The organism is Psychrobacillus sp. OK028 (genome assembly GCF_900103605.1).
Classification (GTDB): domain Bacteria; phylum Bacillota; class Bacilli; order Bacillales_A; family Planococcaceae; genus Psychrobacillus.
In genome coordinates this window covers 1-15061 of record NZ_FNHY01000005.1, presented here as the reverse complement: position 1 = coordinate 15061, position 15061 = coordinate 1, and the positions used below count along the sequence as shown (strand labels likewise).

Genomic DNA, 15061 nt, shown 5'->3' with positions numbered 1-15061 from the left:
AATCGGCAGTACCTATGTAAGCTCCAACTCGAAGAGCTAAGTGCTGAAGTTAGACAATAAAAAAAGCGTTATTATAAAGGGTGAGCTTACATTTCGGTGTAGGCTCATCCTTTTTCTTTTGGAAAATAGTGAAACATTTTACTGTCTGTTTCGTATACAATGAGGAAAGAGGGGGGTTAATATTATATGAGACAGGAACCGATTAACCGATTATCCGAAAAAGGATTGCGTGTATGGAGGATTTATGGCATATTCCAATCTTTGATCGCCTTATTAGTTGGCGTGGGAGTAGGGGTTATTAATTATTTCACCGGACAGCATTTATGGATATACATAGTAGATGGAATAGTGTTATTTCTCATTGGATATTTATTAATTTATCTATTTCCAAAAATTAGATGGACTCGTTGGAGATACGAGGTACGAGAACAAGAAATCGAACTTCAGCATGGTTTATTTATCGTCAAAAGAACGCTCGTGCCCATGGTTCGTGTACAGCATGTCGACACGGAGCAAGGTCCTATTTTGAGAAAGTATGACTTATCGTCGATTACGATCTCTACCGCTGCAACTGATCACACTATTCCTGCCCTCGTAACAGCAGAGGCAGACGAACTTCGTGGTAGGATTTCTATACTTGCAAGGGTGGCGGAAGATGATGTCTAAAGAAAAATTTACTTTACATCCTATTTCTGCAGTTATAAATTTTATAAAAGTATTAAAAGAAATGATTGTACCGTTAATCGTAGTTATTGCGGTGAATGGATTTGGAGGAGGGGGCAACGAAGGCTGGACCTCCTATATAGTCTATATTATTTATGCAGTCCTGTTAATCGCGATGCTGGTTAGCGGAATCATTAGATGGAAACGGTTCAGGTACTGGTTCGAAGAAGAAGAGCTTCGGATTGAATATGGTCTTTTCGTAAAGAAAAAAAGGTATATTCCATTTGAGCGTATCCAAAGCTTAAATTACACTGAGGGTATTCTTCATCGACCATTCGGATTAGTAAAGGTGAAAGTAGAAACAGCTGGTGGTGGCGCAACAAAGGAAGCGGATGCAGAGCTGACCGCAATTTCTAAAGAAGCAGCCGAACAAATAAAAAAAGAGATGAACCTTGCCAAAAATAGAGTTTCAGAATCTGAAGATCAAGACCTGCCGCTTCAACTAGAGGAACAGGTAGTACAACAACGGAAGCCGTTATTCCGAATGTCACAAAAAGATTTACTTATTCTTGCTAGTACATCCGGGGGAGTAGGCGTATTTTTCTCTGGGTTAGCTGTGTTTGTTTCCCAGTTTTCTGAATTAATCCCGTATGAAACGATTTATAATGAAATAATTATGTTTATTCGTTTTGGCGCTTTACTAATTGCTTTAGCTGTTTTTTTTGTGCTGCTAGTGGCTTGGATTGTATCCGTAGCGATTACTTTTATTAATTATTACGAGTTTACTATTCGAGTGGAAGATGACGAAATTATAATTACAAGAGGATTATTGGAAAAGAAGAAAATAACGATTCCCTTATCGCGTATTCAAGGCGTGCGAATTATGGAGAACCCTCTTCGTCAACTTACAGGGTATGCAACGGTCATTGTCGACAGTGCAGGAGGGTCAATGGCGGAGAAAGATGAAAAAATTCGATTACTCCCTCTTATTAAAAAGGATCAAATTACTCCTATTCTCGTTCAAATTTTTCCTAATTATGAATTTGAAGCTAGCTTTACACGCGTTCCAAAACGCTCTAGGAAGTTTTTCTATCGGTTAGATTTTTTGTGGATTATCCCAGTTGCAGGAGCAGTTAGTTATTTCTTCTATCCGTTTGGATTGTTGTCTCTATTATTATTACCGCTAAGCTTTCTGTTAGGGGCATGGCAGCATAAGACGGCTGGATATTGGATGGATGAAAAACAACTTGTTATACAGTACCGTTTATTTAGTAGAGTATCCCTGTGGGTGGAAAAGAAGCGTATTCAAGCAATGACGGAGCGTACGACGTATTTTCAAAAAAAGGCAGCAGTTTCTTCTATTATGACTACTATTAAGTCTGGAGTGGCTGGCTCGACTACGATTGTTCCACATATCGAAAAGAAAGATGCAGAGAGCTTGATGGAGTGGTATGAGCCGACAAGAAAAGAATCTATAAACATACAAAAAGAACAGCCCTTTTAGTGGCTGTTCTTTTTGACTATTTACATATATAAAATCTCGTGTATTAAGAAAGCACTACTTATTACATCTACTACACCGATTTCAGTTTGCGCTTTCTTTTCTTCCAAGCAGCAATACGTTTCGGATGGAAGTACACCATTCCTAATACAAACCCAGTTACCAACCCTGCTATATGAGCAGTTACATTAATCTGTGGCTGTAAGAACGTCATAATAACGCCAATTACGATGATTGGAATAATGATTTGCTTTAGCTGTGGCATAAATTTTCTCGTATAATAAACTAAAGCCGCGAAAGCGCCAAATATTCCGTAGATTGCACCACTTGCACCAACACTCCTGTAATTCCAGTCATGCATTAAGTATGTTGCAACATTCCCAACTATTCCCGCTAGAATATAAATAGTTAGGAAACGAGCTTTCCCTGCTAATTGCTCCAGCTCTGGACCAAATATGTATAAGGAAAACATATTAAACAATAAGTGAGCCAAAGAAGCATGTAAGAATATCGGAGTCACCAGACGCCAATACTCGCCCTCACTTATTAATAAGTTAAAATGAACACCGAAGTTAAAAAGTTGCGTTCCAACAATTGGAACTAACGTTAAAAGATGAATAGCAATATTGACTGCGAGCAAAGTAGAGACAATAGGATATAGTTTTATGTATTGTTTAAAATTTTCTGTTCTATTAAACATTATTTCACCTCGAGTTTTCTACTAATAGTATATCCTGTAAGAAGGAACTTTGGAAAGGAGAAACATTCATGATTACTGGAATTGGATTAGATATTACTGAAATAGAAAGAATTAAATCAATTTCTTCTAAAACATCTAAATTTGAAGAGCGTATACTTACTGACAAAGAAAGATTTCAACTAAATAAGTTATCAGAGGCAAGAAAAATAGAATATTTAGCTGGAAGATTTGCAGCTAAAGAGGCATTCTCCAAAGCTCTAGGCACTGGAATAGGAAAGGATTGCAGTTTTCAAGATATAGAAATTCTAAAAGAACCTTCAGGTAAGCCAACTTTATATTTTAAAGGAATAAAGATGAATGGTTTAGTTTCAATAACTCATACAAAAGTTTATGCAGCTGCTCAAGTAATTCTACAATCATAACCGGTCGTCCATCTACATACAATGAATGAACGCAGTGATAATAGAAAGGATGGACTGATTGAAGAGCCGCGTGGCTAAACTATTATTTTTATTTGCAACAATTTTAGTACTGACCGCATGTGGAGCCGAATCGAAGGAAGACGTTGTGAAAAAACTTAGTAACAAGTGGGTGGAAACAAAGGGGTATGAGCTCGCAGCTGAGATGAGTATCTTGACTGGTGATGAACCGAGAGTATACGGAGTGGAAGTTTGGCACACAAAACCAGATTTTTATCGCGTACAGGTAACAGATACAAATGCAGAGAATACTCAAATGATTGTTCGTAACACGGAAGGCGTATTTGTCGTAACACCAGCACTGAACAAAACGTATAAGTTCCAAAGCAAATGGCCAACTGAAAATAGCCAAGCGTATTTGATCGGTTCGCTAGCCAACGATATTAAAAAAGATAAGACAGCAACCTTTAAAGAAGAAGGAGACAATTATGTCTTCGAAACAAAAACGAGTAATAATCATAAAAACATGCTTCCAACTCAAAAGATTTACATCAATAAGAAAACATTACTACCAACGGATGTTTCTATCCTGAATGAAAACAAAGAGGAACAAATTCATATTAAATTCAATAAAGTATCGTTAGGAAAAACACATGCAGCAGCAGAATATAAAATTGAACAAAAACCTACCGATAAAGCCGAGGGTGCAGAAGGAAAGGTAGAGACTTCTGCTGAAATCGATGATTCTGAATTTGAAACATATTATCCTTTGTTGCAATGGGATCAAGTGCATAACATTGACGAAAAAGTAATGGAAGTCGATGGAGAAAAAAGAGTTATTTTAACATATAGCGGTGACAAGGAATTCACAATAATTCAACATCGCAGCGAACCAGGTGACTCTTCTATTATTCCTGTATTCGCACCTGGAGATCCGGTTGACCTAGGAGTTGCAATTGGTGCTATCACAGATCAATCTCTTGCTTGGGAGCAGGATGGTATGTCATTCTTTATTGCCTCTTCTACTTTGACAAAAGAGGAAATGATTGAAGTTGCTGCATCTATGACTACTGGCGGCTTAAAGTGATTACAGTTGACTACTTCAATACACTAGTAGGATAATCGGTTTAAACGATTAAAAAGAGGGTAAAATATGTCACATCAGCAATATAGACCTACGTTTATTCAAGTGAATTTACAAGCCATACAAAATAATATAAAACGACTCAAGCAAACACTATCAGAACACACAGATGTAATAGCTGTAGTGAAGGCGAATGGATACGGCCATGGAGATATTGCTGTTGCGCAAGCTGCATTACAAGCAGGAGCCAATCTCTTGGCAGTTGCCACGCCGGAGGAAGCATTGCATTTAAGGGAAGCTGGAATACAAGCTGATATACTTTTACTAGGTACATCCCCGTCCTCCTTTTTAGAGGAGGCTTCCAAACAGAATATTACACTTACAGCATATTCATATGAGTGGTTAAATGCTACTCGGGATTGCCAACTTCCCTTAAAGATGCATATAAAGATTGATAGTGGGATGGGTAGAATCGGTTTTACGGATGAAACAGAGCTTAAAAAGGCTCTTGCTTTCATTAACGAAAGAGATTGGTTGCAGATTACGGGTGTTTTCACCCATTTTGCTACGGCAGATGAGGAAGATCAAAATTTCTTCCTGAAACAAGTATCAACATTTGAAAAGTTTTTACAAGTATTTGAGAAAAGACCTGCTATAGTGCACACCTCCAATAGTGCAGTTGCTTTAATGCACCCTGATCAGCATTGGAATGCTGTGCGTTTCGGCATATCTATGTATGGGATAGCGCCATCTTCGTGGGTACATGGTGAGTTATCATTTCCACTAGAAAAGGCGCTTTCGTTGCACACGGAGGTTATGCATGTTAAAAAGGTTCCAAAGGGTTCTACTATCGGCTACGGTGCTACATATGTAGCACAGGAGGAAGAATGGATTGCAACCATTCCGATTGGTTATGCAGATGGATTATTAAGAAAATTACACAATCAGTCTGTATTAATAAAAGGAAAGAAAGTGCCAATCGTCGGGAAAATTTGTATGGATCAATGTATGATTCGTCTCGATGAAAAAGTAAAGATTGGTGAACACGTTGTATTACTCGGAAAACAAGGCAAAGAGGAGATTCTAATAGAGGAATGGGCCGAAGCTCTGCAAACCATCCCTTATGAAGTTTGCTGTACTTTCTCTAATAGAATTCCTCGAATATATAGCAAGTAGACTTTCGACAAAATTTAAGAATATATGCATAATTTGTCTAACCATTTCTCGTAATGTCTTTTAATTCACCTAGAGAAATGTTAAGATGAAGTATATTGTCATATTGGGAAATGTTTTGTCGGAGGTGTTTGCTGTGGTAAGTGATAAAAAGAAAAAGGAAGCGATTATCCAGCTTCCAAATCAATTGGTTAATGAAGGAGTAAAAACCGTCAAACAATCATTAACTGGAGTAGAAAGTTTCGTTCGTGTCCAAGCAAATGAATATGTAAAAAATGGTCAGGCAAATCTTATAAGAGAAGCGATGATGAAAGGCTATGTTGAGATGTCTCATATAAATCTATCCATTTGTACGGAGTGTTTACATGCAGAGTATGAAGCTCAACATACGACAGAGCGACTCGTAAGTGGAGGATGAAAATTTGATCGTAAAACGTGGAGACGTTTTTTTTGCAGATTTATCACCAGTAATCGGGTCTGAGCAAGGTGGAACCAGACCCGTTTTGGTGATTCAAAATGATATCGGTAATAGGTTTAGTCCAACTGTCATTGTGGCAGCTATAACAGCGCAAATTCAAAAGGCAAAATTACCAACGCATGTAGAGATAAACGCAAAAGAATATGATTTTGAACGTGATTCGGTTATTTTATTAGAGCAGTTAAGGACAATTGATAAATCTCGACTTACTGATAAAATCACCCACCTAGACGAAGAGGTCATGGAAGACGTAGATCATGCTTTAGGGATTAGCTTAGGTATTGTTAAATTTTAATACATAGTAAGAACACAATGTGGAACCGACAAAAACACATTGTGTTTTTTAGTAGAAAAAAAACCTTCTCATAACAAAAAAATGTATAAAAGGTGTAATCTAAGAGGAAGTTCTGTACAATATAATTACGAATATTCAACGAGGGGAAGTATGGAAACGATGAATAAAAGAATTGCTACATATATAAATGATAACATCGACGAAATTTTAAAAAATTGGCGAATCAAAATGGAAGAAGAGGAGGACGATCGCTTTTTCCAAATCATGTCGAATAATATTATTGACAATACGGTCCGTGAATTCGGCGAGTTAATGGTTTCTAGCCTGACGGAAGAAAGTTCAACATACACAGCGAAGTTAAATGAATTCTCCGTTCAAGTTGTCCGTTATGGATGGTCCATTTCTTTTGTATTAAAAGCACTAACGAACTTTACAGAAGTAGTATATGAAAAAATGGACGAAATAGAGTACTTAAATGAAGGAGATTTTCAAACACATAAAGAAATATTAACTAATTGGATTACTCCTTTAAACCATAGTATTGTGGATGCCTATTCTGTTGTGTGGGAAAAAACAGTGAGCTTACAAAAAATTGCCTTACAAGAGCTTTCTGCTTCGTTAATCCCTGTCTTTGAGAAAATCTCAGTAATGCCTTTAGTTGGTACAATTGATACAGAACGAGCAAAACTAATAATGGAAAACCTACTCCAAGGAGTGGTCAAGCACCGGGCAGAAGTAGTATTACTAGATATTACAGGAGTTCCAGTAGTAGATACGATGGTTGCTCATCATATTATTCAAGCAGCAGATGCTGTTCGTCTAGTTGGAGCCAAATGTATGCTCGTGGGAATCCGTCCGGAAATTGCCCAAACAATCGTGACGCTCGGTATTAATCTAAATGATTTCACAACAACAAGTACTTTACAAAAAGGGGTAGAACAAGCCCTAGCAATGACCAATCGAGCAATAGTAGAGGTGAATGCATAATGATGACGAGAATACCTATTTTAAAATTAAGAGACTGTTTAATCGTTTCAATTCAATGGGAGTTAGATGATCAAACTGCGCTATCTTTTCAAGAAGATTTGTTGGACAAGCTTCATACAACTGCTGCAAGAGGAGTAGTACTGGATCTTACGCCGATTGACTTTATCGATTCATTCATCGCGAAGGTATTAGGCGATGTTATTAGTATGTCTGGTCTAATGGGTGCGAAAGTAGTAATAACAGGCATTCAACCTGCTGTTGCAATTACACTGATCGAGCTAGGAATTAGACTGGAGAATGTAGTCACGGCTCTAGACTTAGAAAATGGATTGGAAAAATTAGAACGAGAATTGGAGGACTAGTCCATTATGAACTTAAGGTCTTCTGTTGATATAATAACTGAATGGGATATCGTTGCTGCAAGGCAACTTGGAAGAAATGAAGCAAAAGATGTAGGCTTCGGTACAGTTGACCAAGCTCGAATTACAACAGCGATAAGTGAGCTTGCTCGTAACATATACTTATATGCAGGCAAAGGTAAAATAGAAATTAGACAAATTACAGAAGGAAATCTAAGAGGTCTATTAGTCATTGCATCTGATAAGGGGCCAGGAATCCCAGATGTTCGTAAAGTGATGGAAGATGGATATACAACATCAGGCGGTCTTGGCGCCGGTTTACCAGGTGTAAAGAGACTAATGGATGACTTTAAGATTGAAACTGTTCTAGGAGAAGGTACAACGATTAGTGCAACTAAGTTGCTGAGATAGGAGGTAAGTTAAAAGTATGCCTCAAGAGTTTAAGAGACAATACAAAGAAATTTTGAAGCAATATACAGAAAGACAAACGGAACACAATTTGTATGAGGGTCAGAATTTCAGTAGACAACTCATACAAAAAAATATTTCTCCTGAGGAAGTTATAAGTATACATAAGGCTTCTCTAGAAGAGCTTATGCCTGATTTACCAAATGATGTTAGTCATTCTTTTGATTTATTAATAGAAGTGATGATTAGATATGGACTAGCATTGAAAGAACATCAAACATTAATAAAAAAACAGGAAAACTTTAAGATGGAGATGGAGCTAGCATCTAATGTTCAACAAACGTTGTTGAAAACAAAGGTGCCGGAGATGAATGATTTGGATATCGGGATGATCTCTGTTCCTGCAAAAGAAATGAATGGTGATTATACGCATTTTCTAAATGATGATACAACGGTAGGTATCGCTGTTGCTGACGTAATCGGGAAAGGAATTCCTGCCGCCCTATGCATGTCCATGATTAAATACGGGATGGATAGTTTGAATGGAGCGAAAACGGAACCCGTCGTTGTATTAGACGTCATTAATAGAATCGTTGAAAAAAGTGTAAGTGATTCAATGTTTATCTCTATGTTTTATGGAACTTATGATACGTCGCAAAGTGTGTTTACATATGCATCAGCTGGACACGAACCACCTTTATTTTATTGTGCAAAGTCTAATAGTTTTACAGAATTACAAGCAAAAGGGTTATTATTAGGCGTCATTTCTAATGTAAAGTATGAACAGCATACTATTACTTTAGAAAAAGATGATTTTATAGTTATGATGACCGATGGTGTAACCGAGTGTCGTTCAAAAGATGGGTTCATTGACCAAAATACCGTGATGGATATCATCGAAAGTGTTAGAGATCAGTCCGCTCAAGATATGGTTGAATATGTGTTTCATAAGCTGGAGGAATTACAGGAGTTTGAGCAACGGGATGATTTTACACTCGTTATTTTCAAAAAGAAGTAATAGAAGGTTTATTAAAGACTGTTTGGTGGTATACAGACTATATATTGTTAATAGGAAAAACGGGGGATAACTAAAATGAATATATCAGTTGAACTACAAAAAGTAGATGAGTTACACATTAAAGGATTAATCGGTGGAGAGATTGACGCTTTCACAGCGCCAATGCTAAGAGAGAAACTTGCGGAACTAAACTTACAGAAAGACTTACATGTTGAATTGAATCTAACGGATGTTTCATATATGGATAGTACAGGACTAGGAGTTTTTGTTGGTTTTTATAAAACCGTAAATGCTGCGAACGGTCATATGGAGTTAACAGGACTTTCATCTAGATTAAAACGCTTATTCGATATTACTGGTCTAGTTGAAATTATGGATATTCAGGCTACAGATAAAGAGGTGAAAATAGATGAAACCGTTTGATTATGTTGAAATCCGAGTTCCTGCGAAGCCTCAATATGTTAGCGTTGCGCGACTTACAATTTCTGGTTTAGCCAATCGCATCGGATTTACGTATGACGATATAGAAGATTTGAAAATTGCTGCAAGTGAAGCAATTACAAATGCTGTTCAACATGCATATGCGGATAATGAAGAGGGCGAAGTTGTTATTGGCTGCGCATTATATGAGGAAAAAATAGAAATCATGGTAGCAGATCATGGTAAAAGTTTTGACTTTGAAGAAACAAAAGCAAAAGTTGGTCCATATCATGATTTAGAAGAAGGTTCCTTCTTAAGAGAAGGCGGTCTTGGTTTATATTTAATCGAGACATTAATGGATGAAGTGAAAGTCCATCACCAAGAAGGTGTTACTGTATTTATGACGAAACATGTCGGAGTAGAGCAGGTGGATGAAAATGTCGAACACATCCCTTCCTAATAAAGAATCGAAAGAGAAAATATTGGAATGGATCAAAGAATATCAAGAGACGGAAAGTGAAGAGGCTCAAACAAATTTAGTGTTAAATTACACTAGGTTGGTTGAATCTATTGCTCGAAAATATTCTAATGGTAAGTCACATCATGAGGATATTGCTCAAGTAGGAATGCTTGGTCTACTTGGAGCTATCCGAAGATATGATCCATCTTTCGGTAAAAACTTTGAAGCTTTTGCAATTCCGACAATTATAGGTGAGATAAAACGCTTTTTAAGAGATAAAACTTGGGCAGTGCATGTTCCAAGACGTATAAAAGAACTAGGACCACGTATCCGAGTGGCAGTTGAAACACTAACGGTGGAATTTCAACGCTCCCCTATCATCCCAGAAATAGCAGATTTTTTAGGGGTAGATGTAGAAGATGTATTAGAAGCGATGGAAATGGGTAAAAGCTATCAAGCTCTTTCTATGGATCATTCTCTTGAATCGGATTCCGATGGTAGTACCATTACGCTATTTGATGTAATTGGTAAAACAGATGGCGAGTACGAGAAAACTGATCAACGTTTACTTGTAGCCAATGCACTCAATGTTTTGTCTGATCGAGAGAAAGAAATTATTCAACTTACATATATGGAGCAGCTAAGTCAAAAGGAAACTGGGGATCGCCTTGGGATCTCTCAGATGCACGTTTCTCGAATCCAACGGAAAGCTATAAAAAAATTACAAGAAGCAATTTTATCGTCAGGTGGAGTAGTAAATTGATTGATTTCTCAGATGACAAAGTAGATTTATTTGTATATCAGGAAGCCAAAAGTGGAAATTTAGAATCTGGAGATACGTATTATATTACAAAGACTGATGATTTTATGCTTTGTGCTATTGCCGATGGATTAGGGAATGGCCCAGTAGCTAAAGAGTCCGCTGATATAATCCCAGAAATTTTAGAGCAATATAAAGAAGAAACTTTAGACGAACTATTGTTACGTTGCAATGATTTGATGCTTCAAAAACGAGGAGCTGCAGTAGCACTAGTTAAAATAGATTATAAAAACCAAACTATATCCTACAGTTGTGTAGGGAATGTGAAGTTTTATATGTATAAACGAGCTACTGATAAAATGATTTATCCTTTACCAGTTATGGGTTATTTGTCAGGAAGAAAACAAAAGACAAATACTCAAACGTATGCTTGTGACAAAAATGACTTGTTCATGCTGCATTCAGATGGTGTAGTGATGAAAAGTCCAAAATCTACTATTAAAAATGCAGCGAATGCCGCATGTCTCTATCAAACCGTTTATCAAGAGATTGAACATGGCGACGACTCCACATTTATAGTAGGAAGCTTACTCTAATTTAGGGTAAGCTTTTTTTGTTCTGTCTTTTTCTAGAAGACGACAGATATGGTAAAATGAGTACTATAAAGAAAGGACGTGTTCGTTTTGGAAATAAAAAAGATGCTCCAACTTGTTTCAAAAGATACAGGTGTCAAAACATCGCAAGCAGAACAGGTTATAAAATTGCTAGAAGAGGGGAATACGGTTCCCTTCATCGCTCGATATAGAAAAGAACAGACAGGATCTTTAGACGAAGTCCAAATTAAAGCCGTCGAGGACCGCTATAACTACATACAACAGCTGGAGCAAAGAAAAGAAGAAATCCTTCGCTTGATTGAGGAACAAGGAAAATTAACCGAAGAGTTGACTACTTCTATTAATAATGCGACAGTACTGCAGCGATTAGAAGATTTATATCGTCCATATAAACAAAAACGTAGAACGAAAGCTACTATTGCAAAAGAAAAAGGATTAGAACCACTAGCTGCTTTAATAATGACTTTCCCTAAGGAGCCCGTAGCTGTATTAGCAGAAGAATTTCTGAATGAAGACTTAGAAGTTTTATCTGTAGATGAAGCTTTACTTGGTGCAAGGGACATCCTCGCAGAGCAATTCGCCGACGATGCTAAAATACGCGAACAGATTCGCAATATTACCCGAGCAGACGGTAAAATTATTGCGTCTGTTAAAAAAGCCGAGCTAGACGAAAAGAATGTATTTGAAATGTATTACGAGTACGAAGAACCGGTGAAAAAGATTGTCCCTCATCGTATACTAGCTTTAAATCGAGGAGAAAAAGAGGATATTCTGAAAGTTGGTCTTCATGTTCCGATTGAAAAAGTGACTAATGTAATGAAAGCGCAGTGGGTTAAATCCTCTTCTAGTAGTGCAGTGGAGCAGATCGAATTGGCGATTGAAGATTCGTATAAACGATTAATTCAGCCCTCTGTAGAGCGAGAAATTCGTGCAGAACTTACAGAAAAAGCAGAAGCGCAGGCAATCCATATTTTCTCGGAAAACCTACGTAATTTACTATTACAGCAACCTTTGAAAGGAAAAGTAATTCTAGGAGTCGATCCAGCCTATCGTACAGGGTGTAAGCTCGCGGTTGTTGATGATACAGGAAAGCTTTTAGAGGTTTCAGCTATTTATCCACATGCACCTAAAATGGATGTGGACGGATCAAAGAAAAAAGTGCTTGCGTATTTAAAAAAATACCCGATATCCTTAATCGCTATTGGAAATGGAACTGCTTCCCGCGAAACAGAACAATTCATAGTGGACTGCGTAAAAGAAGCAGAGTCAGAAGTAGCATATGTAATAGTAAATGAAGCAGGTGCCAGTGTGTATTCAGCATCTGAAACTGCACGTAACGAGTTTCCAGATCTACAAGTGGAGCAGCGTAGTGCCGTCTCCATTGCGAGAAGATTACAGGATCCTCTTGCAGAACTAGTAAAAATAGATCCAAAAGCAGTAGGAGTTGGGCAATACCAGCATGATGTTTCACAGAAAAAATTATCGGAATCGCTCTCCTTTATAGTAGAAACAGCAGTTAACCAAGTCGGAGTAAATGTAAATACAGCATCGGCATCCCTATTACAATACGTTTCTGGTCTCTCTAAAACAGTCGCAGAAAACGTTGTGAATATGAGAAACGAACAGGGGAGATTCACCTCTCGCGCCCAACTCAAGAAAATTCCACGTCTTGGTGCCAAAACATATGAACAAGCAATTGGATTTTTACGAGTGCCCGATGCAAAGAATCCATTTGATGCAACTGGTATCCATCCGGAAAGCTATAAGGCAGCGGAGCAGGTACTGGAAATTGCGGGACTAAAGAAAACACAAATAGGTACAAAGGAAGCTGAAGAGGCTTTAAAGAATATTTCAATAGAAGAGGTAAGTAAAGAATTAGAAATAGGTGAAATCACACTAAAAGATATTGTAGATACATTGATCAAGCCTGCACGTGACCCTCGTGAAGCTTTCCCACAGCCTATCCTGAAAAAGGATGTTCTCAAATTAGAGGACTTAAAGACAGGGATGGAGTTGCAAGGAACCGTAAGAAATGTTGTAGATTTCGGTGCATTTGTTGATATCGGGGTAAAACAAGATGGCTTAGTTCATATTTCCAAACTAAAAAAAGGGTTTGTAAAACACCCTTTAGATGTTGTTTCACTTGGAGATATAGTCACTGTATGGGTAGAACAGTTCGATGCTAACAAAGGGAGAATTGCATTAACGATGCTTCCTCCAGAACAACAAGTGTAATTCTTAGAGTTGTCCTTTGGAGATATTCCACTGGACAACCTCTTTTTAAATAGGGGTGAGTTAATATGTCAGATGAAAAACTATACGAGCTAGTGTGTCGTGTATCGAAAGAGATATTTGGGAAAGACTTTCAACATAAAGCGTATTTTAACCAACGGCTTAGAACAACCGGTGGAAGATATATGTTGAGATCACATCATATAGAGATAAATCCGTTAGTATTCGAAAAATACGGAATGGATGAATTGGTAGGCGTTATAAAACATGAGCTTTGTCATTACCATTTACATATTGAAGGAAAAGGCTATCAACATCGGGATGCTGATTTTCGTGAGCTACTTAAAACAACTAACTCACCGAGATTTTGTTCGACATTAATAGAGAGAAAGACAAGGAAGATTACAAAAAGGTATACATACATGTGTGCAAAATGCTCGCTCTCATATAATCGGAAAATTCGTTTAAATACACAGAAATACCGTTGTGGCAGGTGTTATGGAGAATTGAAATTAGTTTCTTCGGTAAATCTAAAATAAATTTCAAAAAACAGTTGACGTTTTGCAAAACCCTCTCTATAATAGAAAAAGTCGAGTAAAACAAAACGACTTAAATTATTCCGAAGTAGCTCAGTGGTAGAGCAATCGACTGTTAATCGATTGGTCGTAGGTTCGAGTCCTACCTTCGGAGCCATTATGGCCCCTTGGTCAAGCGGTTAAGACACCGCCCTTTCACGGCGGTAACACGGGTTCGAATCCCGTAGGGGTCATTACCTTTTATTACTTTATATTTTTGAACGGTCCCGTGGTGTAGCGGTTAACATGCCTGCCTGTCACGCAGGAGATCGCCGGTTCGATCCCGGTCGGGACCGCCATGTTGGGGTATAGCCAAGCGGTAAGGCAATGGATTTTGATTCCATCATGCCCTGGTTCGAATCCAGGTACCCCAGCCATATTTGAGCCATTAGCTCAGTTGGTAGAGCATCTGACTTTTAATCAGAGGGTCGTAGGTTCGAATCCTACATGGCTCATCAAATTGTTATTGACATTATAGGTGTTCGAGTGTATAATAAACCTTGTCCTATTAATTACTAAGCGGTCGTGGCGGAACGGCAGACGCGCTAGGTTGAGGGCCTAGTGGGGGATAACCCCGTGGAGGTTCAAGTCCTCTCGGCCGCACCAGTCACATAACAATTTAACATATAACATGCGGGTGTAGTTTAGTGGTAAAACCTCAGCCTTCCAAGCTGATGATGAGAGTTCGATTCTCTTCACCCGCTCCATTATTTAATACCATAGAATATTGAACATTGAAAACTGAACATGCAAAACGTTAAGACATACAGCTATCTGCTAACTTAGTTAGTCTGATAGCAAAACAATTTGGACATCATTTAATGATGATGCCAGCAAAACAAAATGAGCTTTTTAAGTTCTCTATTATGGAGAGTTTGATCCTGGCTCAGGACGAACGCTGGCGGCATGCCTAAT

18 protein-coding genes and 7 tRNA genes are annotated in these 15061 nt (G+C 37.9%); 24 read left to right on the top strand and 1 reads right to left on the bottom strand.

The window, feature by feature from the left end; genetic code table 11:
• Positions 1 to 186 precede the first annotated feature (186 nt).
• On the top strand, positions 187 to 666 hold the full coding sequence (locus BLR36_RS09745; RefSeq protein ID WP_093061557.1) for a PH domain-containing protein: 480 nt from the start codon (positions 187 to 189) through the stop codon (positions 664 to 666).
• A complete protein-coding gene (locus BLR36_RS09740) occupies positions 659 to 2167 on the top strand; it encodes a PH domain-containing protein (RefSeq protein ID WP_093061805.1) in 1509 nt (502 codons plus the stop codon). The genes BLR36_RS09745 and BLR36_RS09740 overlap by 8 nt, the downstream gene beginning before the upstream one ends.
• Before the next feature lie 70 nt (positions 2168 to 2237).
• Here the strand turns inward: BLR36_RS09740 and BLR36_RS09735 are convergent, their stop codons facing one another.
• The gene (locus tag BLR36_RS09735) at positions 2238 to 2864 is read right to left on the bottom strand and encodes a rhomboid family intramembrane serine protease (RefSeq protein ID WP_093061556.1); all 627 of its coding nucleotides are present in this window, start codon (positions 2862 to 2864) and stop codon (positions 2238 to 2240) included.
• Positions 2865 to 2932: 68 nt separating this feature from the next.
• On the opposite strand from BLR36_RS09735, the gene acpS reads away from it, so the two are divergent.
• The 22 genes from acpS (at position 2933) to BLR36_RS09625 (ending at position 14853) form a co-directional block, all read left to right on the top strand.
• Complete coding sequence (gene acpS, locus BLR36_RS09730; protein ID WP_093061555.1) at positions 2933 to 3286, top strand: holo-ACP synthase; 354 nt, start codon at positions 2933 to 2935, stop codon at positions 3284 to 3286.
• Positions 3287 to 3344: 58 nt separating this feature from the next.
• Positions 3345 to 4370, top strand: coding sequence for a LolA family protein (locus BLR36_RS09725; RefSeq protein WP_093061554.1), 1026 nt, complete (start codon positions 3345 to 3347; stop codon positions 4368 to 4370).
• 66 nt (positions 4371 to 4436) lie between these two features.
• Positions 4437 to 5543, top strand: coding sequence for an alanine racemase (gene alr / locus BLR36_RS09720; RefSeq protein WP_093061553.1), 1107 nt, complete (start codon positions 4437 to 4439; stop codon positions 5541 to 5543).
• 85 nt (positions 5544 to 5628) lie between these two features.
• Positions 5629 to 5958 carry a transcriptional regulator gene (locus BLR36_RS09715; RefSeq protein ID WP_175454035.1) on the top strand — a complete coding sequence of 110 codons (330 nt, stop codon included), beginning with the start codon at positions 5629 to 5631 and terminating at the stop codon, positions 5956 to 5958.
• A gap of 4 nt (positions 5959 to 5962) precedes the next feature.
• Positions 5963 to 6313, top strand: coding sequence for a type II toxin-antitoxin system PemK/MazF family toxin (locus BLR36_RS09710; protein WP_093061552.1), 351 nt, complete (start codon positions 5963 to 5965; stop codon positions 6311 to 6313).
• A 159-nt stretch (positions 6314 to 6472) separates the two neighbouring features.
• Positions 6473 to 7300 (top strand): STAS domain-containing protein, encoded by an 828-nt coding sequence (locus BLR36_RS09705; RefSeq protein WP_093061804.1) that lies wholly within the window; start codon positions 6473 to 6475, stop codon positions 7298 to 7300.
• Entirely contained in the window at positions 7300 to 7662 is a 363-nt protein-coding gene (locus tag BLR36_RS09700) for an STAS domain-containing protein (RefSeq protein WP_093061551.1), read from the top strand. Before BLR36_RS09705 ends, BLR36_RS09700 begins: the two co-directional genes overlap by 1 nt.
• Positions 7663 to 7668: 6 nt before the next feature.
• Entirely contained in the window at positions 7669 to 8070 is a 402-nt protein-coding gene (locus tag BLR36_RS09695; RefSeq protein ID WP_093061550.1) for an anti-sigma regulatory factor, read from the top strand.
• 16 nt (positions 8071 to 8086) lie between these two features.
• A complete protein-coding gene (locus tag BLR36_RS09690) occupies positions 8087 to 9085 on the top strand; it encodes a PP2C family protein-serine/threonine phosphatase (RefSeq protein ID WP_093061549.1) in 999 nt (332 codons plus the stop codon).
• Between the two features lie 75 nt (positions 9086 to 9160).
• The gene (locus BLR36_RS09685) at positions 9161 to 9508 is read left to right on the top strand and encodes an anti-sigma factor antagonist (RefSeq protein ID WP_093061548.1); all 348 of its coding nucleotides are present in this window, start codon (positions 9161 to 9163) and stop codon (positions 9506 to 9508) included.
• On the top strand, positions 9495 to 9965 hold the full coding sequence (rsbW, locus tag BLR36_RS09680; protein WP_093061547.1) for an anti-sigma B factor RsbW: 471 nt from the start codon (positions 9495 to 9497) through the stop codon (positions 9963 to 9965). Before BLR36_RS09685 ends, rsbW begins: the two co-directional genes overlap by 14 nt.
• On the top strand, positions 9943 to 10728 hold the full coding sequence (sigB, locus tag BLR36_RS09675) for an RNA polymerase sigma factor SigB (RefSeq protein WP_093061546.1): 786 nt from the start codon (positions 9943 to 9945) through the stop codon (positions 10726 to 10728). Before rsbW ends, sigB begins: the two co-directional genes overlap by 23 nt.
• A complete protein-coding gene (locus BLR36_RS09670; protein ID WP_254771366.1) occupies positions 10725 to 11321 on the top strand; it encodes a PP2C family serine/threonine-protein phosphatase in 597 nt (198 codons plus the stop codon). Before sigB ends, BLR36_RS09670 begins: the two co-directional genes overlap by 4 nt.
• Before the next feature lie 87 nt (positions 11322 to 11408).
• Complete coding sequence (locus tag BLR36_RS09665) at positions 11409 to 13574, top strand: Tex family protein (RefSeq protein WP_093061545.1); 2166 nt, start codon at positions 11409 to 11411, stop codon at positions 13572 to 13574.
• Positions 13575 to 13639: 65 nt separating this feature from the next.
• A complete protein-coding gene (locus BLR36_RS09660; RefSeq protein WP_093061544.1) occupies positions 13640 to 14110 on the top strand; it encodes a SprT family protein in 471 nt (156 codons plus the stop codon).
• A 79-nt stretch (positions 14111 to 14189) separates the two neighbouring features.
• Positions 14190 to 14264: transfer RNA gene (locus BLR36_RS09655), tRNA-Asn, on the top strand.
• Positions 14265 to 14268: 4 nt separating this feature from the next.
• A tRNA-Glu gene (locus tag BLR36_RS09650) sits at positions 14269 to 14340 on the top strand.
• Positions 14341 to 14369: 29 nt separating this feature from the next.
• Positions 14370 to 14445: transfer RNA gene (locus tag BLR36_RS09645), tRNA-Asp, on the top strand.
• Between the two features lie 3 nt (positions 14446 to 14448).
• Positions 14449 to 14523 (top strand) — tRNA-Gln (locus tag BLR36_RS09640).
• A gap of 5 nt (positions 14524 to 14528) precedes the next feature.
• Positions 14529 to 14601: transfer RNA gene (locus BLR36_RS09635), tRNA-Lys, on the top strand.
• Between the two features lie 64 nt (positions 14602 to 14665).
• Positions 14666 to 14752 (top strand) — tRNA-Leu (locus BLR36_RS09630).
• A gap of 27 nt (positions 14753 to 14779) precedes the next feature.
• A tRNA-Gly gene (locus BLR36_RS09625) sits at positions 14780 to 14853 on the top strand.
• The last annotated feature ends 208 nt before the right edge of the window (positions 14854 to 15061 follow it).

What these genes read in the sequence shown, in the direction of transcription:
- BLR36_RS09745 (WP_093061557.1), top strand. Translation starts at nt 187, where the DNA reads ATGAGACAGGAACCGATTAACCGATTATCCGAAAAAGGATTGCGTGTA.
- BLR36_RS09740 (WP_093061805.1), top strand. Translation starts at nt 659, where the DNA reads ATGTCTAAAGAAAAATTTACTTTACATCCTATTTCTGCAGTTATAAAT.
- BLR36_RS09735 (WP_093061556.1), bottom strand. Translation starts at nt 2,864, where the DNA reads ATGTTTAATAGAACAGAAAATTTTAAACAATACATAAAACTATATCCT.
- acpS (WP_093061555.1), top strand. Translation starts at nt 2,933, where the DNA reads ATGATTACTGGAATTGGATTAGATATTACTGAAATAGAAAGAATTAAA.
- alr (WP_093061553.1), top strand. Translation starts at nt 4,437, where the DNA reads ATGTCACATCAGCAATATAGACCTACGTTTATTCAAGTGAATTTACAA.
- BLR36_RS09715 (WP_175454035.1), top strand. Translation starts at nt 5,629, where the DNA reads ATGAAGTATATTGTCATATTGGGAAATGTTTTGTCGGAGGTGTTTGCT.
- BLR36_RS09705 (WP_093061804.1), top strand. Translation starts at nt 6,473, where the DNA reads ATGAATAAAAGAATTGCTACATATATAAATGATAACATCGACGAAATT.
- BLR36_RS09700 (WP_093061551.1), top strand. Translation starts at nt 7,300, where the DNA reads ATGATGACGAGAATACCTATTTTAAAATTAAGAGACTGTTTAATCGTT.
- BLR36_RS09695 (WP_093061550.1), top strand. Translation starts at nt 7,669, where the DNA reads ATGAACTTAAGGTCTTCTGTTGATATAATAACTGAATGGGATATCGTT.
- BLR36_RS09690 (WP_093061549.1), top strand. Translation starts at nt 8,087, where the DNA reads ATGCCTCAAGAGTTTAAGAGACAATACAAAGAAATTTTGAAGCAATAT.
- BLR36_RS09685 (WP_093061548.1), top strand. Translation starts at nt 9,161, where the DNA reads ATGAATATATCAGTTGAACTACAAAAAGTAGATGAGTTACACATTAAA.
- rsbW (WP_093061547.1), top strand. Translation starts at nt 9,495, where the DNA reads ATGAAACCGTTTGATTATGTTGAAATCCGAGTTCCTGCGAAGCCTCAA.
- sigB (WP_093061546.1), top strand. Translation starts at nt 9,943, where the DNA reads ATGTCGAACACATCCCTTCCTAATAAAGAATCGAAAGAGAAAATATTG.
- BLR36_RS09660 (WP_093061544.1), top strand. Translation starts at nt 13,640, where the DNA reads ATGTCAGATGAAAAACTATACGAGCTAGTGTGTCGTGTATCGAAAGAG.